This is a genomic window from Streptomyces sp. CC228A, assembly GCF_021390935.1.
Taxonomy (GTDB): Bacteria; Actinomycetota; Actinomycetes; order Streptomycetales; family Streptomycetaceae; genus Streptomyces.
In genome coordinates this window covers 61,510-78,017 of sequence record NZ_JAJPUI010000011.1, presented here as the reverse complement: position 1 = coordinate 78,017, position 16,508 = coordinate 61,510, and the positions used below count along the sequence as shown (strand labels likewise).

The 16,508-nt window shown below is 73.0% G+C and carries 12 protein-coding genes, 1 tRNA gene and 1 pseudogene; 11 read left to right on the top strand and 3 right to left on the bottom strand.

The window, feature by feature from the left end:
• Positions 1–66 precede the first annotated feature (66 nt).
• The 11 genes and pseudogenes from sbnA to L6E17_RS26295 all read left to right on the top strand — a co-directional run bounded on the left by sbnA (position 67) and on the right by L6E17_RS26295 (position 14,054).
• On the top strand, positions 67–1,068 hold the full coding sequence (sbnA, locus tag L6E17_RS26345) for a 2,3-diaminopropionate biosynthesis protein SbnA (protein WP_236243191.1): 1,002 nt from the start codon (positions 67–69) through the stop codon (positions 1,066–1,068).
• Entirely contained in the window at positions 1,055–2,059 is a 1,005-nt protein-coding gene (gene sbnB / locus L6E17_RS26340; protein WP_236243190.1) for a 2,3-diaminopropionate biosynthesis protein SbnB, read from the top strand. The genes sbnA and sbnB overlap by 14 nt, the downstream gene beginning before the upstream one ends.
• Complete coding sequence (locus L6E17_RS26335; RefSeq protein WP_236243189.1) at positions 2,056–2,880, top strand: FAD/NAD(P)-binding protein; 825 nt, start codon at positions 2,056–2,058, stop codon at positions 2,878–2,880. Before sbnB ends, L6E17_RS26335 begins: the two co-directional genes overlap by 4 nt.
• Before the next feature lie 360 nt (positions 2,881–3,240).
• Positions 3,241–3,783, top strand: a complete 543-nt coding sequence (locus tag L6E17_RS26330) for a hypothetical protein (RefSeq protein WP_236243188.1) — start codon at positions 3,241–3,243, stop codon at positions 3,781–3,783.
• 32 nt (positions 3,784–3,815) lie between these two features.
• Complete coding sequence (locus L6E17_RS26325; RefSeq protein WP_236243187.1) at positions 3,816–5,381, top strand: carbamoyltransferase C-terminal domain-containing protein; 1,566 nt, start codon at positions 3,816–3,818, stop codon at positions 5,379–5,381.
• 270 nt (positions 5,382–5,651) lie between these two features.
• Positions 5,652–8,816, top strand: coding sequence for an amino acid adenylation domain-containing protein (locus L6E17_RS26320; RefSeq protein WP_236243186.1), 3,165 nt, complete (start codon positions 5,652–5,654; stop codon positions 8,814–8,816).
• Positions 8,809–9,657 carry an alpha/beta fold hydrolase gene (locus L6E17_RS26315; RefSeq protein WP_236243185.1) on the top strand — a complete coding sequence of 283 codons (849 nt, stop codon included), beginning with the start codon at positions 8,809–8,811 and terminating at the stop codon, positions 9,655–9,657. The genes L6E17_RS26320 and L6E17_RS26315 overlap by 8 nt, the downstream gene beginning before the upstream one ends.
• A gap of 8 nt (positions 9,658–9,665) precedes the next feature.
• Complete coding sequence (locus L6E17_RS26310) at positions 9,666–10,988, top strand: MFS transporter (protein ID WP_236243184.1); 1,323 nt, start codon at positions 9,666–9,668, stop codon at positions 10,986–10,988.
• A 279-nt stretch (positions 10,989–11,267) separates the two neighbouring features.
• Positions 11,268–12,623, top strand: a complete 1,356-nt coding sequence (locus L6E17_RS26305; protein WP_236243183.1) for a dipeptidase — start codon at positions 11,268–11,270, stop codon at positions 12,621–12,623.
• A 74-nt stretch (positions 12,624–12,697) separates the two neighbouring features.
• Positions 12,698–13,108 carry a BlaI/MecI/CopY family transcriptional regulator gene (locus L6E17_RS26300; protein ID WP_236243182.1) on the top strand — a complete coding sequence of 137 codons (411 nt, stop codon included), beginning with the start codon at positions 12,698–12,700 and terminating at the stop codon, positions 13,106–13,108.
• 5 nt (positions 13,109–13,113) lie between these two features.
• Positions 13,114–14,054: pseudogene (locus L6E17_RS26295) on the top strand (M56 family metallopeptidase).
• An 84-nt stretch (positions 14,055–14,138) separates the two neighbouring features.
• Here L6E17_RS26295 and L6E17_RS26290 read toward each other — a convergent pair.
• The 3 genes from L6E17_RS26290 to L6E17_RS26280 form a co-directional block, all read right to left on the bottom strand.
• Positions 14,139–14,300: a hypothetical protein gene (locus L6E17_RS26290; protein ID WP_236243181.1), complete on the bottom strand. Its 162-nt coding sequence runs from the start codon at positions 14,298–14,300 to the stop codon at positions 14,139–14,141.
• A 106-nt stretch (positions 14,301–14,406) separates the two neighbouring features.
• A tRNA-Thr gene (locus tag L6E17_RS26285) sits at positions 14,407–14,480 on the bottom strand.
• Positions 14,481–14,575: 95 nt separating this feature from the next.
• Complete coding sequence (locus L6E17_RS26280) at positions 14,576–16,123, bottom strand: alpha/beta hydrolase (protein WP_236243180.1); 1,548 nt, start codon at positions 16,121–16,123, stop codon at positions 14,576–14,578.
• Positions 16,124–16,508: the final 385 nt, after the last annotated feature.

Here is a 16,508-nt window from a genome sequence, read left to right as displayed (position 1 = left end):
GCCGATTCCCCCGGTCCCGCCGGCAGCCACCCGCTCCAGGCGGCACGATTCCTACCACCTCCGGGAATGACGTTGATTGCAGACACCGTGTACGACCTCATATTGGACGATGTCTTCCTCCGCGTGAACGGTCTGGAAAGCCTCGAGCAGCTCTTCGTCAAGGTCGAGGGTTTCAACGCCGGGGGCTCCATCAAGATGAAGACCGCCAGAGGGCTGATCCAGGCGGTCGAGCACTCCGGCGCGGACCTGTCGAACCTGCACGTCATCGAATCGACGTCGGGGAATCTCGGAATTTCCCTGGCCACCATCTGCGCCGCGAAGAAGTACCGCCTGACCTGCGTCACCGACCCCAACACGAACGCGACCTCGGTCGCCGTCATGCGGGCCCTGGGCGCGGACGTGGTGATCGTCGACGAGCGCGACGACAACGGCGGATTCCTCGGGACCCGTCTCGCGTACATCAGGCAGCGGCTCGCCGCGGACCCGCATCTGCACTGGCTCAACCAGTACGAGAACCCGGGTAATCCGACCGCGCACGAGCAGACCACCGCGCCGTCGGTGCTGAAATCCTTCGACCGCGTCGACCACCTGTTCCTCGGGGTGGGCACCGGCGGCACGCTGATGGGCTGCGTCGACTACTTCCGGCGCCGCAGCCCGCACACCCGGATCACCGCCGTCGACACGGTCGGTTCGATGAACTTCCAGAACGTCGCCGGAATCCGCCACGTGCCCGGCCTCGGCACCAGCCAGCGGCCCCCGATCCTGGACCGCGAGGTCCCCGACGAGGTCGTGCTGGTGCCCGAGTGGGAGACCGTGCGCGAGTGCCGCTGGCTGGCCAGGAACACGGGACTGCTGGCGGGCGGGTCGACCGGGACGGTGCTGGCGGCGGTCCGCCGCAAGGCGGCGTCCATCGCGCCCGGCGCGACGGTGGTGGCCATCGCCCCCGACCTGGGCGAGCGGTACCTGGCCTCCGTGTACGACGACGACTGGGTGGTCGGCCGGGGGCTCACCGAGGCGGCAAGCACTGACGAGCAGTCACAGATAGGGGAGCTCGATGTTCTCGTTTGACCTGATACCGGGCAAGGCCGTCAAGGACATCCTCGACACCTCCGCGGACCGGATCGTCCAGCTGGTCGAGGACGCCTACCTGGCGCACGACTCGGGCCGGACGGTCAACCCGGACAGCTACTTCCTGCGCTTCCCCGAGAAGCCCGAGGCGCGGATCATCGCCCTGCCGGCCGCGATCGAGCTCGCCGAGCAGCACACCGTCGGCATCAAGTGGATCTCCAGCTTCCCGAACAACGTGCACGAGGGCATCCCGCGCGCCTCCGCCGTGCTGGTCCTGAACGACTACGCCACCGGCTACCCGAAGGCCCTCCTGGAGGCCGCCAGCATCAGCGCGGCCCGCACCGCCGCCTCGGCCGCCGTGGCCGCCCGCGCCTTCGCCCGGCACGTCCCGCCGACCGGCCACGTCTCCTTCATCGGCGCCGGCGTGATCGCCCGTACGGTGCTGCGGTACCTGGCCGCCACCGCGTACCCGGTCGAGACCCTCGCCGTCCACGACCTGCACGCCGACTCCGCGGCCAGCCTCGTCCGGTACGCGACGGAGGAGCTGGGCATCGACGCACGCCCCGTCGAACGCCTCGACGACGCGCTGGCCGCGCAGACCGTGGTGACCACCACCACCGCCGGCACCCCCTACATCAGCCGGAACCTGCACCCCGGGCAGGTCGTCCTGAACATCTCGCTGCGGGACTTCCAGCCGTCGGTCATCCTCGCCGCGGAGAACTACTTCGACGACGTCGAGCACTGCATGAAGGCGAACACCTCGCCGCACCTCGCCGAACAGGCCGTCGGCAACCGCGACTTCGTCAGCGGCACCCTCGCCGACGTGCTGCGCGGCCGGACGCAGCCCCAGGGGCAGCGCGGACTGGTCTTCTCCCCCTTCGGCCTCGGCGTACTCGACCTGGCGGTCGGGCAGTTCGTCCACGACACCGCCCGCGCCCAGGGCCTCGCGACGGAGGTCCCGGACTTCTTCGGCGAGACGAGCCGCTGGTGACCGAGGACCCCACCGCGCAGCCGCTGCGCATCGCCGTGGTCGGCGTCGGGCCCCGCGGGCTGTCCGTCCTCGAACGGGTCATCAGCCACACGCGGGACGACGGCCCCCCGGTGGAGCTGGTGCTCGTCGAGCCGGGCGAGCTGGGCAGCGGCGTCCACCCGGCGAAGCAGCCCGACTACCTGCTGCTCAACACCATCGCCTCCCAGCTGACCATCTTCTCGGACGCGCAGATGGTCCCGGGCGCGCCGGTGACCCCCGGCCCCGACTTCCTCACCTGGTGCGAGGGCCAGGGCGTGCCCGCCGCCTTCGACGACTTCCTGCCGCGCCGGCTGCTGGCCGAATACCTCCAGTGGGCGGCCGAGGACCTGCTCGGGCGGCTGCCGCAGCGCCTGACCGTCCGGCACGTCGCCACGGCCGCGCGCACGGTGGAGCCCTCCGGCGGCGCCTCGGGCGGGGCCGCGGTCACCCTGGCGGACGGCACGCGCCTCGACGTCGACCTCGCCGTGGTCACCACCGGCCACGGGCTGACCGCCCCGCAGGCGCCCGCGCCCGCAGGCGACCTGGTCGACGTGCCGTACCCGCTGCCCGACCAGGTGGAGGGCGTCCCGGCCGGCGCGACCGCGGCACTGCTCGGCACCGGCCTCACCGCGATGGACGTCATCGCCGCCCTGACGGTGGGGCGCGGCGGCGAGTTCACCGGCGAGGGTACAGGCCCTCCGGGCGGGAGCCGCGCATCGTCCTGGTCAACCGCACGGGGTGGCTGCCCCGTGCCCGGCCGACGACCACCCGGGAGCGGCGGCCGGCCCCGGCCGCGCACCTGACCCGGGAGGCCGTGGCCCGGCTGCGGGAGGGAGCGCCGACGGCGGCTGGACTTCCGCCGGGACGTCGAGCCGCTGATCCGCAGCGAGGCCCTGGGCCGGCTGGCGGGGGCGACGGCGGAGGAGGTCGCGGCCGTCGAGCGGCAGCTCTCCGCGCACCACGAGGGACCCGAGCGCTGCACGACGTACGAGGACTACGCGCGGCGGCTGCGGGAGCGGGCCCGCGCGGACCTGGCCGAGGCCAGGAGGGGGCTGGGGGCGAGCCGCGTCAAGGAGGCCCTGGAGGTCCTGCGGGACCACCGCGAGGGCCTGCGCGCGGCCCTGGACCCGCCGGGGCTCACCGAGGAGTCCCACCGCTACTTCATGGGCGCCTACACCGCGCTGGTGAACCGCACGGTCATCGGCCCGCAGAAGGAGCGCATCGACGAGCTGCTCAAGCTGATGGACGCGGGCGTCGTGGTGCCCGGCCCCGGCCCGGACCCGGCGCTGGAGCGGGCGGAGGGCGGCGGCTGGACCCTCGCCTCGACGCTGCTGGACACCCCGCACTCCCTGCACGCCGACCTCGTCGTCAGGGCCAACCTGGAGGGGCCCGCCGCCGGCCCCGGGTCCGACCCGGTCGGGGACTCGCTGCGCGCCTGGGCCGCGCACGGGCCCGGCGGGTCCCTGCGGCTGGACCGCGACGGCTTCGTCCTGCCGCGGGAGGACGGCCCGCCGGCCGGCAGTCGGCCGCCGGCGGTGGCGGTCTTCGGGCCGCCCGCCGAAGGGGCCAGCTACTACAACCACTACGTCCCGTCACCGCACGTCTGGTCACGTGCCCTGACCGACCTCGATCGCGTCCTGGGGCCTGTGCTCGGCCGCGTACCCGCCGTCGGCTCGCCTCGGGGCGAGCAGCAGGCGACTCAGTAACCCGATTTCCCGGAAGAAAGGCTCACTCACCCATGCTGATCCTGGGTTTCAAAGAGGGACACGACGGCGGAGTCGTCGCGATCGAGGACGGCAAGCTGCTCTTCGCCCTGGAGGCGGAGAAGGACAGCTTCCCGCGGTACGACCGGCTCACGGCCGAGGTGATCACCAGGGCCGCCGGGATGCTGGACCGGCAGCCCGACGTCATCTCGCTCAGCGGCTGGGTCAAGGGCTTCCACTCCGTCGAACCGAAGCTGCGCGCCGGCTACTTCGGCGTGGGCGAGGGCTCCATACAGGACGACCCGGGCAAGTGGTTCGGCAAGGACGTGCGGATCTTCTCGTCGACCCACGAGCGGTCGCACATCATGACGGCGTACGGCATGGCGCCGGACACCGCGGGCAAGCCCCACTACGCGCTCGTGTGGGAGGGGAACATCGGCGACTTCTACCGGATCGACGAGGCGGGCCAGGTCACCCACCTCAAGCACGTGATGACCGACCCGGGCAACAAGTACGCCTACCTCTTCGCGCTCGCCGACCCCAAGCACCCCACCGGCAAGGGCTACTTCAACTACAGCCACGCCGGCAAGCAGATGGCGCTCACCGCCTTCGCCGAGGAGGGCCCGACGACCAAGGCCGAGCAGGAGGTCATCGACTTCATCCTCAAGCAGGACGGCATCGTCCTCGGCGTGTCCAAGGACGAGCTGAAGTGGTCCCACCTCTACAACGCCGGGGTGGACTCGCAGGCGTACCGCAACGCCGCCCGCAAGCACTCGGACGCCATCTTCGAGCGGTTCTTCGACTACGCCCAGAAGAACCTCACCGAGGGCCTGCCGCTGCAGATCTCCGGCGGCTGCGGCCTCAACTGCGAGTGGAACGCCCGCTTCCGCGAGAGCGGCCTGTTCGAGTCGGTCTTCGTGCCGCCGTGCCCGAACGACAGCGGAGCGGCCCTCGGCACCGCGATCGACGCGCAGCACTTCTACACCGGCCAGGCGACCATCGACTGGGACGTGTACGCCGGCGAGCACTTCGTCGAGGACGTCACGCCGGACCCGGCGAAGTACGACACCCGCCCCCTGGTCGCCGCCGAGGTGGCCCGCTTCCTGGAGCAGGGCAACATCATCGGCTGGGCCCGCGGACGCTACGAGATGGGCCCGCGCGCCCTCGGCAACCGCTCCATCCTGGCCGCCCCGTTCACCGAGGAGACCACCGTCCGGCTCAACAAGATCAAGGGCCGCGAGGGCTACCGCCCCATCGCCCCGATCTGCCTGGAGGAGGACGCGGACAAGTGGTTCGTGGGCGCCGTCCAGGACCCGTTCATGCTGTTCTTCAACCGCGTCACCACCGACGCGCTGAAGGCGGTCACCCACATCGACGGCTCCGCCCGCACGCAGACGGTCACCCGCGAGCGGAATCCCGGAATCGCCGGTCTGCTGGAGGCCTTCCGTGATATCACGGGATTCAGCGTCCTCTGCAACACCTCGCTGAACTTCAACGGCCGCGGGTTCATCAACACCACCAGTGACCTCATCAAGTACGGCGAAGAGCACGGTCTCGACGGCTACGTCGTCAACGACACGTTCATCACCAAGAAGGCGTGAGCGGGCCGGCCGGTGCGCCGGCCGCCCCTCCACCTGACGCTCCACCACGCGGGAACGCGGTCGGCCTCCCCCTGCCGGGGCGGGGCCGCCGCGGTGCCCGCCGTCGCGCTGCCCCCGTGGCGCGGTCCGCCCGCGCCGCCGTCCCACGCGCCGCCGAACCCTGCGGCGCCGCTCCACCGTGTGACCGTTCCACCGCGTTCCACCGCGTGACCGTTCCACCGTGTGGCTTTTCATCGGGTTGCCGTTCCATCGATCAGAGAGTCGCCCCACATGACCACGTCCTCAGATGCCCGTAACCAAGCGCCGCTGTCCTTCGGCCAGGAGCAGCTCTGGTTCCTCGACCAGCTGACCCCCGGCGCGACGGCCTACAACATCCTGCTCGCGTCACGGCTGCGCGGCCCGCTGCGGACCGACCTGCTCCGCCGCAGCCTCACGCTGGTCGTGGCCCGGCACGAGGCCATGCGCGTGACCTTCCACGCCGAGGACGGCACGCCCTACCAGGTGGTGAACCCGCCCTCCGAGGTCGAGCTCCCGGTCGTCGACCACACCGGCCTGCCCCCCGAGGAGCAGCAGGCCGTCGTGGAGGAGACCCTGCGCGAGCTGTCGGGCAGGCCCTTCGACCTCCAGGAGGGGCCGCTCTACCGCTACTCCGTGCTGAAGCTGGCCGACGACGAGCACGTGTTCGTGCAGAACCTGCACCACATCGTCACCGACGGCTGGTCGTCCGGCGTGGTGAACGCCGAGCTGACCCTCGCCTACGAGGCGCTGCTCGCCGGCCGCGAGCCGGAGTTCCAGGGCGAGGGCTCCCGCTACCTCGACTACGCGCGGGCGCAGCGCGCCCACATGCAGGGCGAGGTCCTCAAGGAGGAGCTCGACTTCTGGGCGGAGCGCCTGGCCGACCTGCCGACGCTGGAGTTCCCCACGGACCGGCCGCGGCCCGCCACCCCCAGCCGCGGCGGCGGCTCCACCGTCCGCGAGTACCCGACGGAACTGCTGGAGAAGGCGCGCGCCCTGGCCAAGGAGAACGGCGCCTCGCTGTACATGGTGCTCGCGTCCGCGCTGAACGTGGTCCTCAGCCGCTACACCGGCCAGGAGGACATCCCCATCGGCGTGCCGATGCTCAGCCGGGTCGACGCCGACCTGGAGGACGTCGTCGGCCTCTTCGTCAACATGGTGGTGCTGCGCTCGGACGTGTCGGGCGACCCGACGTTCACCGAGCTGCTGGAGCGGACCCTCGACGCCAACCTGGACCTCTACGAGCACCAGGAGGTGCCGTTCCACCTGGTGGTGGAGCGGGTCCAGCCGGTGCGCGTCGCCGGCCGCAACCCGCTCTTCCAGGTGTCCATGCAGCTGCTCGGCGCCGCCAACTCCGGCGGCAGCGTCAGCTTCGCGGGCACCGAGAGCGAGCCGCTCAACGTGCCGGCCGCCGCCTCCCGCTTCGACATGGCCATCGACTTCGTCGAGACCGACGACAGCCTCAAGGCGGTCGTCGAGTACACGAAGGACCTCTTCGACGAGTGGCGGATACAGGCCCTGCTCGGGCACATGGAGACCGTCCTGACCGCCGCGGTGAAGGACCCCTCGCTGCGGGTCTCGCAGCTGCCGCTGCTCACCGACGCCGAGCGCGACGAGCTGTTCGCGCTGGGGAAGGGCGAGCCCGCCGAGTACGCCGAGGACCCGCTGCACGTGGGCTTCGCCAGGATCGCCCGCGAGACCCCGGACGCGGTGGCCGTCGTGTGCCGCGGGAACGAGCTCACCTACGGCGAGCTCGACCGGCGCGCCGACCTGCTGGCCCGGCACCTGCGGAACCTCGGCCTCACGCACGGCCAGGTCGTCGCCACGGTGATCGACCGGGACGTGGACGCGTACGTGGCGATGGTCGGCATCCTGAAGGCGGGCGGCGCCTTCGCGATGATGGACCCGAAGCTGCCCGCGACCCGCCTCGACTACATGATCCAGGACACCGCGGCGCCCATCGTCCTGACGCGCTCCCCGCTGGCCGACCGGCTGCCGGAGCCGAACGGCTGGGCACGGGTGCTGATCGACACCGACTGGCCGGAGATCGAGGCGCTGCCCGCCGACGAGCCGCTGGAGGAGTGGACCACGCGCGAGTCCCTGGCGTACGTCCTCTACACCTCCGGCTCCACCGGCACGCCGAAGGGCGTGATGATCGCCCACCGCGCCGTGTCGTTCTTCTGCGAGGCGTACCGCCGCTCGTTCGACTTCGGCCCGCAGGACCGCCTGCTCCAGCTTCCCGCCCTGAACTTCGACATGTCGCAGGGCGAGATCTGGACGGCCTTCCTGGTCGGTGCGCGCGTCGTCGCCGTCCACCCCGAGGACGCCCAGTCCCCCGAGGCGCTCACCGCGCTGCTGCGGGACCAGAAGGTGACGTACGCCGGTCTGCCGCCGGCCATGCAGTCGGTGATGGAGGCGGAGCCGTACCCGGACCTGAAGTACGTGATGGGCGGCGCCGAGGTGCTGCCGCCGGAGCTCGTCAACAAGTGGAACCTGCCGGGCCGCAAGTACCTGAACCTGTACGGCCCCACGGAGTGCGCGATCGGCCAGACCGAGTACCACGTCGAGCAGAAGGAGTGGACCACCCCGCCGCCCATCGGCCGCCCCCAGCTCAACCGCCAGGTGTACGTCGTGGACCGGCAGAGCAACCTGGTGCCCAAGGGCGTCTACGGCGAGCTGCTCATCGGCGGCGCGGAGGGCGGGCTCGCCCGCGGCTACCTGAACCAGCCGGAGATGACGGCGGAGCGCTTCATCCAGGACCCGTTCGACCCGGAGAGCAAGGTCTACCGCAGCGGCGACCTGGTCCGGTGGACCGAGGACGGGCAGATCGAGTTCCTCGGCCGCATGGACAACCAGGTCAAGCTGCGCGGTCTGCGCATCGAGCTCGGCGAGATCGAGACGGTGCTCCAGTCCCACCCGGGCGTGCTGCGGGCCGTCGTGCTGATGCGCAAGGACCGGCAGGGCGAGAACCGGCTCGTCGCGTACTACACCTCGGTGGGCGAGCCGCCGTCCGTCGACGAGCTGCGCAAGCACCTGGGCGGGTCGCTGCCCGACTACATGGTGCCGACGGCGTGGATGGCGCTGGACAAGTTCCCGATGAACAACGACGGCTGGAAGATCAACCGCAACGCGCTGCCCGACCCGAAGGACGACGACGAGCGGGCGTTCGTCGCGCCGTCGACGCCCACCGAGGAGGAGGTCGCCCGGGCCTTCGCCGAGGTGCTGTCGCTGCCCCGGGTCGGCGCCGACGCCAGCTTCTTCGACATCGGCGGGAACTCGCTGCAGGCCCTGCGGGTCGTCAGCCGGATCAACAAGCACTTCAAGATCCGCATCAGTGTGCGGCTGCTCTACGGCAACGCCACCGTCAGCGGCATCTCGGCCGTCATCGACGAGCGGATCGAGGCGAAGGCCGGTGCCTGACCTGGAACGCCTCGTCCCCCTCCAGACCGAGGGCGACCGCGTGCCCGTCTTCTGCGTCCACGCGGTCTCCGGCTCGGCGTACTCCTACGCGGGCCTGTCCCGGCTGCTCGGCGACGAGCAGCCGGTGTACGGCTTCGAGGCGCCCGGGTTCGACAACGACCGCGCCCCGGTGCGGTCGCTGCCGGACCTGGCCGACGAGTACACCGAGATCCTCCGCGCCTTCCGGCCCAGTGGCGAATACCGGCTGCTGGGCTGGTCCCTGGGCGGGCTGCTCGCCTACGAGATGGCCAAGCGGCTCACCGCGGGCGGCGCCGAGGTGTCCCGTCTGATCATGGTGGACTCGGGCCTGCCCGTGGTGATGCCGCTCCCGCCGGAGCGGGACATCCTGATCCGCTTCGTCCGCGACATGATGGGCCTGGAGGAGGTGCCGGCCGAGCTCAGGACGCTGTTCGCCGGCTGGCCCGCCGATGTCGAGCCCGACCTCGTGTTCAAGGCCGTGGAGGAGTCGGGGATCCTGCCCGAGGAGTTCGACTCCTACCTGCTGTCCGGCCAGTACGAGGTCTTCCGGGCCCACCTGGAGGGCTTCTACGCCATCGACGTCCAGGGCCGCTACGACGGGCGCGCGGTGCACGTGATGGCGGAGCAGTCGGTGGCCGCCGACATGCAGTGGAAGCGGCTCATCCCGGGGCTGCGCGAGCACACCATCCCCGGAACCCACCACTCCATCTGGACCGGCGAGCGGCTGCCCGCCCTGTACGGGATCATCCGGGACGACCTGTACGGCGCCCCCGGCACCCCGGACGGCGGCGGAACGGCCGACGGTGAGGAGCCCCGTGCCTAGGAGGACCCTTGTCGACGGCTGAGCAGGAGCAGAAGGACCCGGCGGAGGGCGCCGCGCCGGAGGAGCCGCTGCCGAGCCTGTGGCACAACCCGGACTTCATGAAGTTCTGGTTCGGCGAGACCATCTCGCTGCTCGGCACCCAGGTCACCAACCTCGCCCTGCCGCTGACCGCGCTCTACGCGTTCAACGCCAGCGACGAGCAGGTCGGTGTCCTGCGGTTCCTGCAACTGGTCCCGTACCTGGGGCTGGCGCTGGTGTTCGGCGTGTGGGTGGACCGGTCCCGCCGGCGCAACGTCATGCTCGGCACGAACGTCGTCCGCATGGTGCTCATCGCGCTGATCCCGGTGCTGCACTGGCTCGACGTGCTGAACATGCCGCTGCTGCTGGTCATCGCCTGCGCGCTGGGCGTCGCGTCGTGCCTGTTCGACGTGAGCTGGATGCCCTTCGTGCCCACGCTGGTGAAGGACCCCCGGCACTACGTCGAGGCCAGCCAGAAGATGGGCGTCAGCCAGTCCGTGTCGGACGTCGCCGGCCCCGGCATGGCGGGTGTCCTGGTCGCGGCGATGACCGCGCCGGTGGCGCTGGTGGTGAACGCGTTCTCGTACCTGGTGTCGACCGTCATGCTGCTGCTGGTCCGCACCCGCGAGGAGCGGCCCGAGCCGACGGCGAAGCGCCACGTCGGGGTGGAGCTGAAGGAAGGGCTCCAGTGGGTGTTCGGCAAGCCGATCCTGCGCTGGCTCGCGCTCGTCGGCTTCTGCTGCAACTTCTCCATGATCACGGTCTGGACCATGTTCCTGATCTACGGGTCGAAGGTGCTCGACCTGAGCTCGTCCATCCTCGGCGGGATCTTCGCGACGGCCTCCATCGGCGGCCTCATCGGCGCGTTGGTCTCCCGCAAGGTGGTGGGCCGCTTCCCGATCGGGCGGGTCTACTTCGTGGCCCAGACGGCGCTGCTGCTGGGCCCGATGCTGATCGTGCTGGCGGGCGGGCCGACGCCCGTGGTGGTGGCGATGGTCACGGTGTCCTTCTTCACCACGTACCTGGGCCTCGGCATCGCCAACGTCATCATCGTCAGCGTGCGGCAGACCACCACCCCGCAGTCGATGATGAGCCGCATGACCGCCTGCTTCCGCACGCTCCTCTTCGGCGGCGGCGCACTCGGCGGTCTCGCGGCGGGCCTGCTCACCGGCTGGCTGGGCGACCGGAACGCCCTCACCGTGGCGGCCGTGTTCTCGGCCGCCGTGGTCGTGGCGCTGGTCAAGTCGCCGGTCAGCCGCCTGCGGGAACTGCCCCCCGCGGCCGAGGAGCCGGCCCCGGCCGCGAAGGCCTGACACCCCCGGGCCCCCGCTCCGTGCGCGCACGGAGCGGGGCCGCGGCGCGCGGTCGGCGCCACGGGCCGCGGGCCGCGGGCCGCGCGGTCGGCGCCACGGGCCGCGGGCGGGCAGGGGCGCAGCCCGTACGGGGCCGGCCCGCAGCCCGCAGCCCGCAGCCCGCAGCCCGCCCCGCGAACGACCCCACCACGAACAACCGCCCCGCGAACGCCCCCTTCACGAACAACCGCCCCGCGAACGACCGTCCCAGAGATCCCACCGGACCACACCGGAGCATCCATGCGCGACCAACTCGCGTCCCAGATCGACCGGTTGATGCCGCGCCTGCGCGGCGACCTGGCCGACCTGGTCGCCATCCCGTCCGTCGCCGACCCCCGCAGCCACCCCCCGGAGGACTGCCGCAGGGCGGCCGAGTGGGTGCGGGACGCCTTCGCCGAGGTCGGTTTCGACGACGCGCGGCTCGCCGAGACCAGCGACGGCAGCCTCGCCGTCCTCGGCAACCGCCCCGGCCCCGCCGGGGCGCCCACCGTGCTGCTGTACTCCCACTACGACGTCATGCCGGCCCCCGACGAGGACGCCTGGCACTCGCCGCCCTTCACCCTGACCGAGCGCGACGGCCGCTGGTACGGCCGCGGCGCCGCCGACTGCAAGGGGAACATCCTCGCCCAGCTCACCGCCCTGCGCGCGCTGCACGCATGCGGCGCCGACCTGCCCGTGCACCTGAAGGTGGTGTGCGAGGGCTCCGAGGAGCAGGGCACCGGCGGCCTGGAGGACCACGCCCGCCGCCACCCCGAGGACCTCCGCGCCGACGCGGTGCTGGTCTGCGACACGGGCAACGCGGCGGAGGGCGTCCCGTCCGTCACGATCGGCCTGCGCGGGGTCACCGAAGTGGTGGTCACCGTGAGCACCCTGGCCTCCGCGGCCCACTCGGGCGTCTTCGGCGGCGCCGCCCCGGACGCGCTGGCCGCCCTGATCCAGCTCCTGTCCACGCTGCGCGACGCCCACGGCCAGACCGCCGTCAGGGGCCTGGACCAGGACGGCACCTGGCCGGGCCGCGCCTACCCTGCCGAGCAGTTCCGCCGCGACGCCCGGGTCCTGGACGGCGTGGACCTGCTCGGCGGGGGTGCCGGTGTCGCCGACCTGCTGTGGGCGCGCCCCGCCCTCACCGTGCTCGGCATCGACTGCCCGCCCGTGCGGGGCTCGGTCGCCGCCGTCCCGCCGCGGGCGTCGGCCCGCCTCAGCCTGCGGGTCCCGCCGGGCACCGACCCCGTCCGCGCCCAGGACGCGCTGGTCGAGCACCTGCGGCAGGAGGCACCGTGGGGCGCCAGGCTGGAGATCGAACGCGGCCAGGCCAACGCCCCGTTCCTGGCGGAGACCGGCGGGCCCGCCCACACCGCCCTGGCCGACGCCATGCGGGAGGCGTACGGGCAGGACGTGTCCCTCCTCGGCGCGGGCGGCTCCATCCCCCTGTGCACCACCCTCGCCGAGCTGTTCCCCAAGGCGGAGATCATGCTTCTGGGCGTGGAGGAGCCGAGCTGCCTGATCCACGCGCCCGACGAGAGCGTGGCGCCCGGCGAGCTGTCCCGTACCGCCCTGTCCCTCGCCCTGTTCCTGCACCGCTTCGGCACCCGCTGACCCGCCCGGCGGCCCGCCCGCCGGCCGCGGCCTCAGTACGATGGCGGGCGGTCGGCGGGAGGAAGGGCATCAGCATGACGGAGTACGACGGTGACGGTGACGGTGACGGCCGGCAGTGCCGCAGGCGCGCCCAGGGGGAACTGGAGAACGCGGTCCTCGACGTCCTGTACCGGGCGCCGGAGCCGGTCACCGTCGCCTACGTGCAGGAACGCCTCGGCAGCGGCCTCGCCTACACCACCGTGATCACCATCCTGACCCGCCTGCACGCCAAGGGCGTCGTCACCCGCGAACGCGCGGGCCGCGCCTTCCGGTGGACCGCCGTCGTCGACCCGTCGGGTCTGGCGGCGCTGCGCATGCGCCGCGTCCTCGACGCCGAGGAGAACCGCGAGGCGGTCCTGACCAGCTTCGTCACCGCGCTGCCCCGCGGCGACGAGCGCCTGCTGCGGGGGCTGCTGGCGCAGTCGACGGACGAGGGCGAAGACTGACGGCCATGGGCGTCTTCGTCTTCCTGCCCCTCGTCCTCCCCCTGACTGCCTGGCCCATGGCCCGGCTCGCCGAACAGCACCTCCACCCGCGCGCCGCCACCTGGCTGCTGACCGGCGCGGCGGCCGTCCTGGCGGTGTGCAGCACCCTGTGCCTGCTGCTGCTCATGGTCGTCGGCACGGCCCAGCTCCCCGGCAACCCCCTGCCCGACGGCTGGTCCGACCCGGAGGTACGGGAAGCCGTGCCGTACGACGAGGTCGCGGGCAAGGCCGCCATCCCGGCCCTGATCGCGGTGGTCGCGGCCTGCGCCCGACTCGCCTGGCACCACCACCGGGTGCGGCTGCGGGCCCGGTCGGCGCTCGCGGGGCTTCCCGACGGGCCGTGGCGGTGCTGCCCGACACCGTCCCGTACGCCTACGCGCTGCCCGCCGCGGGGAACCGCGCACGAGACACGGTCGTGGTCTCCACCGGCATGCTGGCCGCCCTCGACAGCGCCGAGCGGCGCGCCCTCTTCGCCCACGAGCGGGCCCACCTGACGGCCCGCCACCACCGGTTCCTGCTGGCCGTCCGCCTCGCGGCCCGCGCGAACCCGTTCCTGCGGCCGCTGCACACGGCCGTCGCCTACACCGCGGAACGCTGGGCCGACGAGGAGGCCGCCGCGGCCGTGGGCAGCCGCCGCGTGGTCGCCCGCGCCGTCGGCAAGGCGGCCCTCGTCTCCCCCGGCGCCCCCGCCGCGGGCCTCGCCGGCTTCGCGGCCCCCGGCCCCGTCCCCCGCCGGGTCGCCGCCCTCCTCGGCCCGGCCCCCTCGGCCCGGGTGTGGCCCCCGGTCTTCACCGCGGCCGGCCTGGCCGCCTGGGCCGCCGCCGCGGGCACGACGGCCTCCGCGCTGTCCTCCGCCAACGCGGCGGTCACCCTCTTCTTCATCCTCAGGGCGGCCACACCCCTCTGAGCCCGGCTCCCCGGCCGCGGCGGGTCGGGGCCGGAGGCGGCCATACACCGAGTCGCGCTGCCAGCCGCGTTCCGACAGCCGCCGTCAGTGGCGCCTGAGCAGCTCGGGGTCGACGCGGCCCCTCAGCGGCAGCGTGCCCGGCACGGCCACGCCCACGACACCGACCGCCGCGGCGGCGAGGACGGGAAGGCCGGCGGCCCGGCGGCGGGCGGCGAAAAGCGGCGGGCGGGCCGAGCGTTGGACCACTCGGCGACCGCCCTCGCGCGTGCCGCCCCACGGCACGTGGCCGCGCGGCACTCCACGGGCATGCAGAAAGGCCAGGTCAGAAAGCATCTGACCTGGCCTTTGGCTGAGCCACCTGCGGGATTCGAACCCGCGACCTACGCATTACGAGTGCGTTGCTCTGGCCAACTGAGCTAAGGTGGCGCGCCGCTTCCACCCGTGGCGGGTGCGGCGGCGACCCCAAGTCTACACAGGTGGCGGGGGTGCTCGTGCACACCCTTTCGGCGGGGCCCCGCCGGCTAGCGGCAGCGCTTGTCCGAGGGGGGCGGAGTGCCCTCCAGGAGGTAGCGGTTGACGGCGGTGTCGACGCAGTCGCTGCCGCGGCCGTAGGCGGTGTGGCCGTCGCCCTCGTACGTCAGGAGGGTGCCGGACGACAGCTGGGCGGCGAGGGAGCGGGCCCACTTGTACGGGGTGGCCGGGTCGCGGGTCGTGCCGACGACGAGGATCGGGGGCGCGCCGTCGGCGGTGATGCGGTGCGGGGTGCCGGTGGCCTCGGCGGGCCAGTACGCGCAGTTCAGGGACGCCCAGGCAAGGCCCTTGCCGAAGACCGGGGACGCCTTCTCGAAGGCGGGCACGGCGGCGCTCACCGCGGCCGTGCTGCGGAAGGCCGGCGGCTGGTCCAGGCAGTTCACGGCGGCGTTGGCGAACATCAGGTTCGAGTACGTGCCGTCGCTGCCCCGCTCGTAGTAGGCGTCGGCCAGGGCGAGCAGCGCGGAGCCCTCGCCGCCCATGGCCCGCGTCAGGGCCTCGCGGAGCTGCGGCCAGGCCGCCTCGTCGTACATGGCGGTGATCACCCCGGTGGTGGCGAGGGCCTCCCCGAGGGGGCGGGCGTCCCCGGTGGGGACAGGGGCGCGGTCCAGGGCCGCGAAGAACCGGCGTAGGCGGGTCCCGGCGTCCTCGGGGGACGTGGTACCGAGGGGGCAGTCGGGGCGCTCCACGCAGTCGGCGGCGAACGAGCGGAAGGCCGTCTCGAAGCCGGCGGTCTGGTCGCGGTTCAGCTCCTCGGCGGTCAGCGACGGGTCCATCGCCCCGTCCAGGACCAGCCGGCCCACCCGGGACGGGAAGAGCTCGGCGTACGTAGCCCCGAGGAACGTGCCGTACGACGCGCCGACGTAGGTGAGCTTCTCGTCGCCGAGCACCGCCCGCAGGATGTCCATGTCGCGGGCCGCCTCGACCGTGGAGACGTGCGGCAGCATCCGCCCGGACCGCTGGGCGCAGCCCGCCGCGAACTTCTTGAACGCGGCGGCGAGCAGGTCCTGCTCACGGGTGTCGTCCGGTGTCTGGTCGACCTGTGTGTGGGCGTCCATGGCCGGGCCGTCCAGGCATTCGACGGGCTCGCTGCGGGCGACCCCGCGGGGGTCGACGGCGACCATGTCGTACCGGGCGCGCACGGGCGCCGGGTAGGCGAGGCCGGCGTACCCCTGGAGGTAGCCCACCGCGGAGCCGCCGGGGCCGCCCGGGTTGACGAGGAGCGAGCCGAGCCGCTTGCCGGGGCCGGTGGCCGCGGCCCGCGCGACGGCCAGCCGCACCTGCTCGCCCTGCGGCTTCGCGTAGTCGAGCGGGGCCTTGAGGGTGGCGCACTGGAAGCCGGGCGCCCCGCAGTCGCGCCAGGCCAACCGCTGCTCGTAGTACGGCCTGAGTGCGGCGGCGGGCGCGGCGGCCGGGGCGGGTCCCGGCGCGGACGCCGACGCGGTCGGAGCCGGGGAGCTGCCGGCGCAGCCCGCGAGGAGCAGTCCGAACGCGGCGGCCGTCAGGAGGGAGGTGCGCAGCAGGCGACGTGTGGGCATGCCCGGAGCGTAACGGCGCACTGACGCGCTGTTGGCTTTCGGCGTCCGTTCGGGTGAGGCGGCCCGTCGGCTCCGCGCCGGCGGGGTGGGGACGCCTGCCTTTGCGTCGGCGGGGGCCGCGGGACCGGCGGGGTAGGGCCCGGGCGCGTCGCCGGGATCGGCGGCATAAGGCCCGGGCGCGTCGCCGGGATCAGCGGGTCGGCGCGGCGGGCCTCCGCGCCGAGAAGGGCCGCGACCGCCCGGGCCCCTGAGTCGCCTCGCTCCACCGGCCGCCACCCGCCACAGGGCGTCCCGGTCCACTGGGCGTCCCGGTCCACCAGGCGTCCCTGCCCACCGAGCACCCCGGTCCACCAGGCGATCCGGCCCACCGGCCCCACCCGCCACC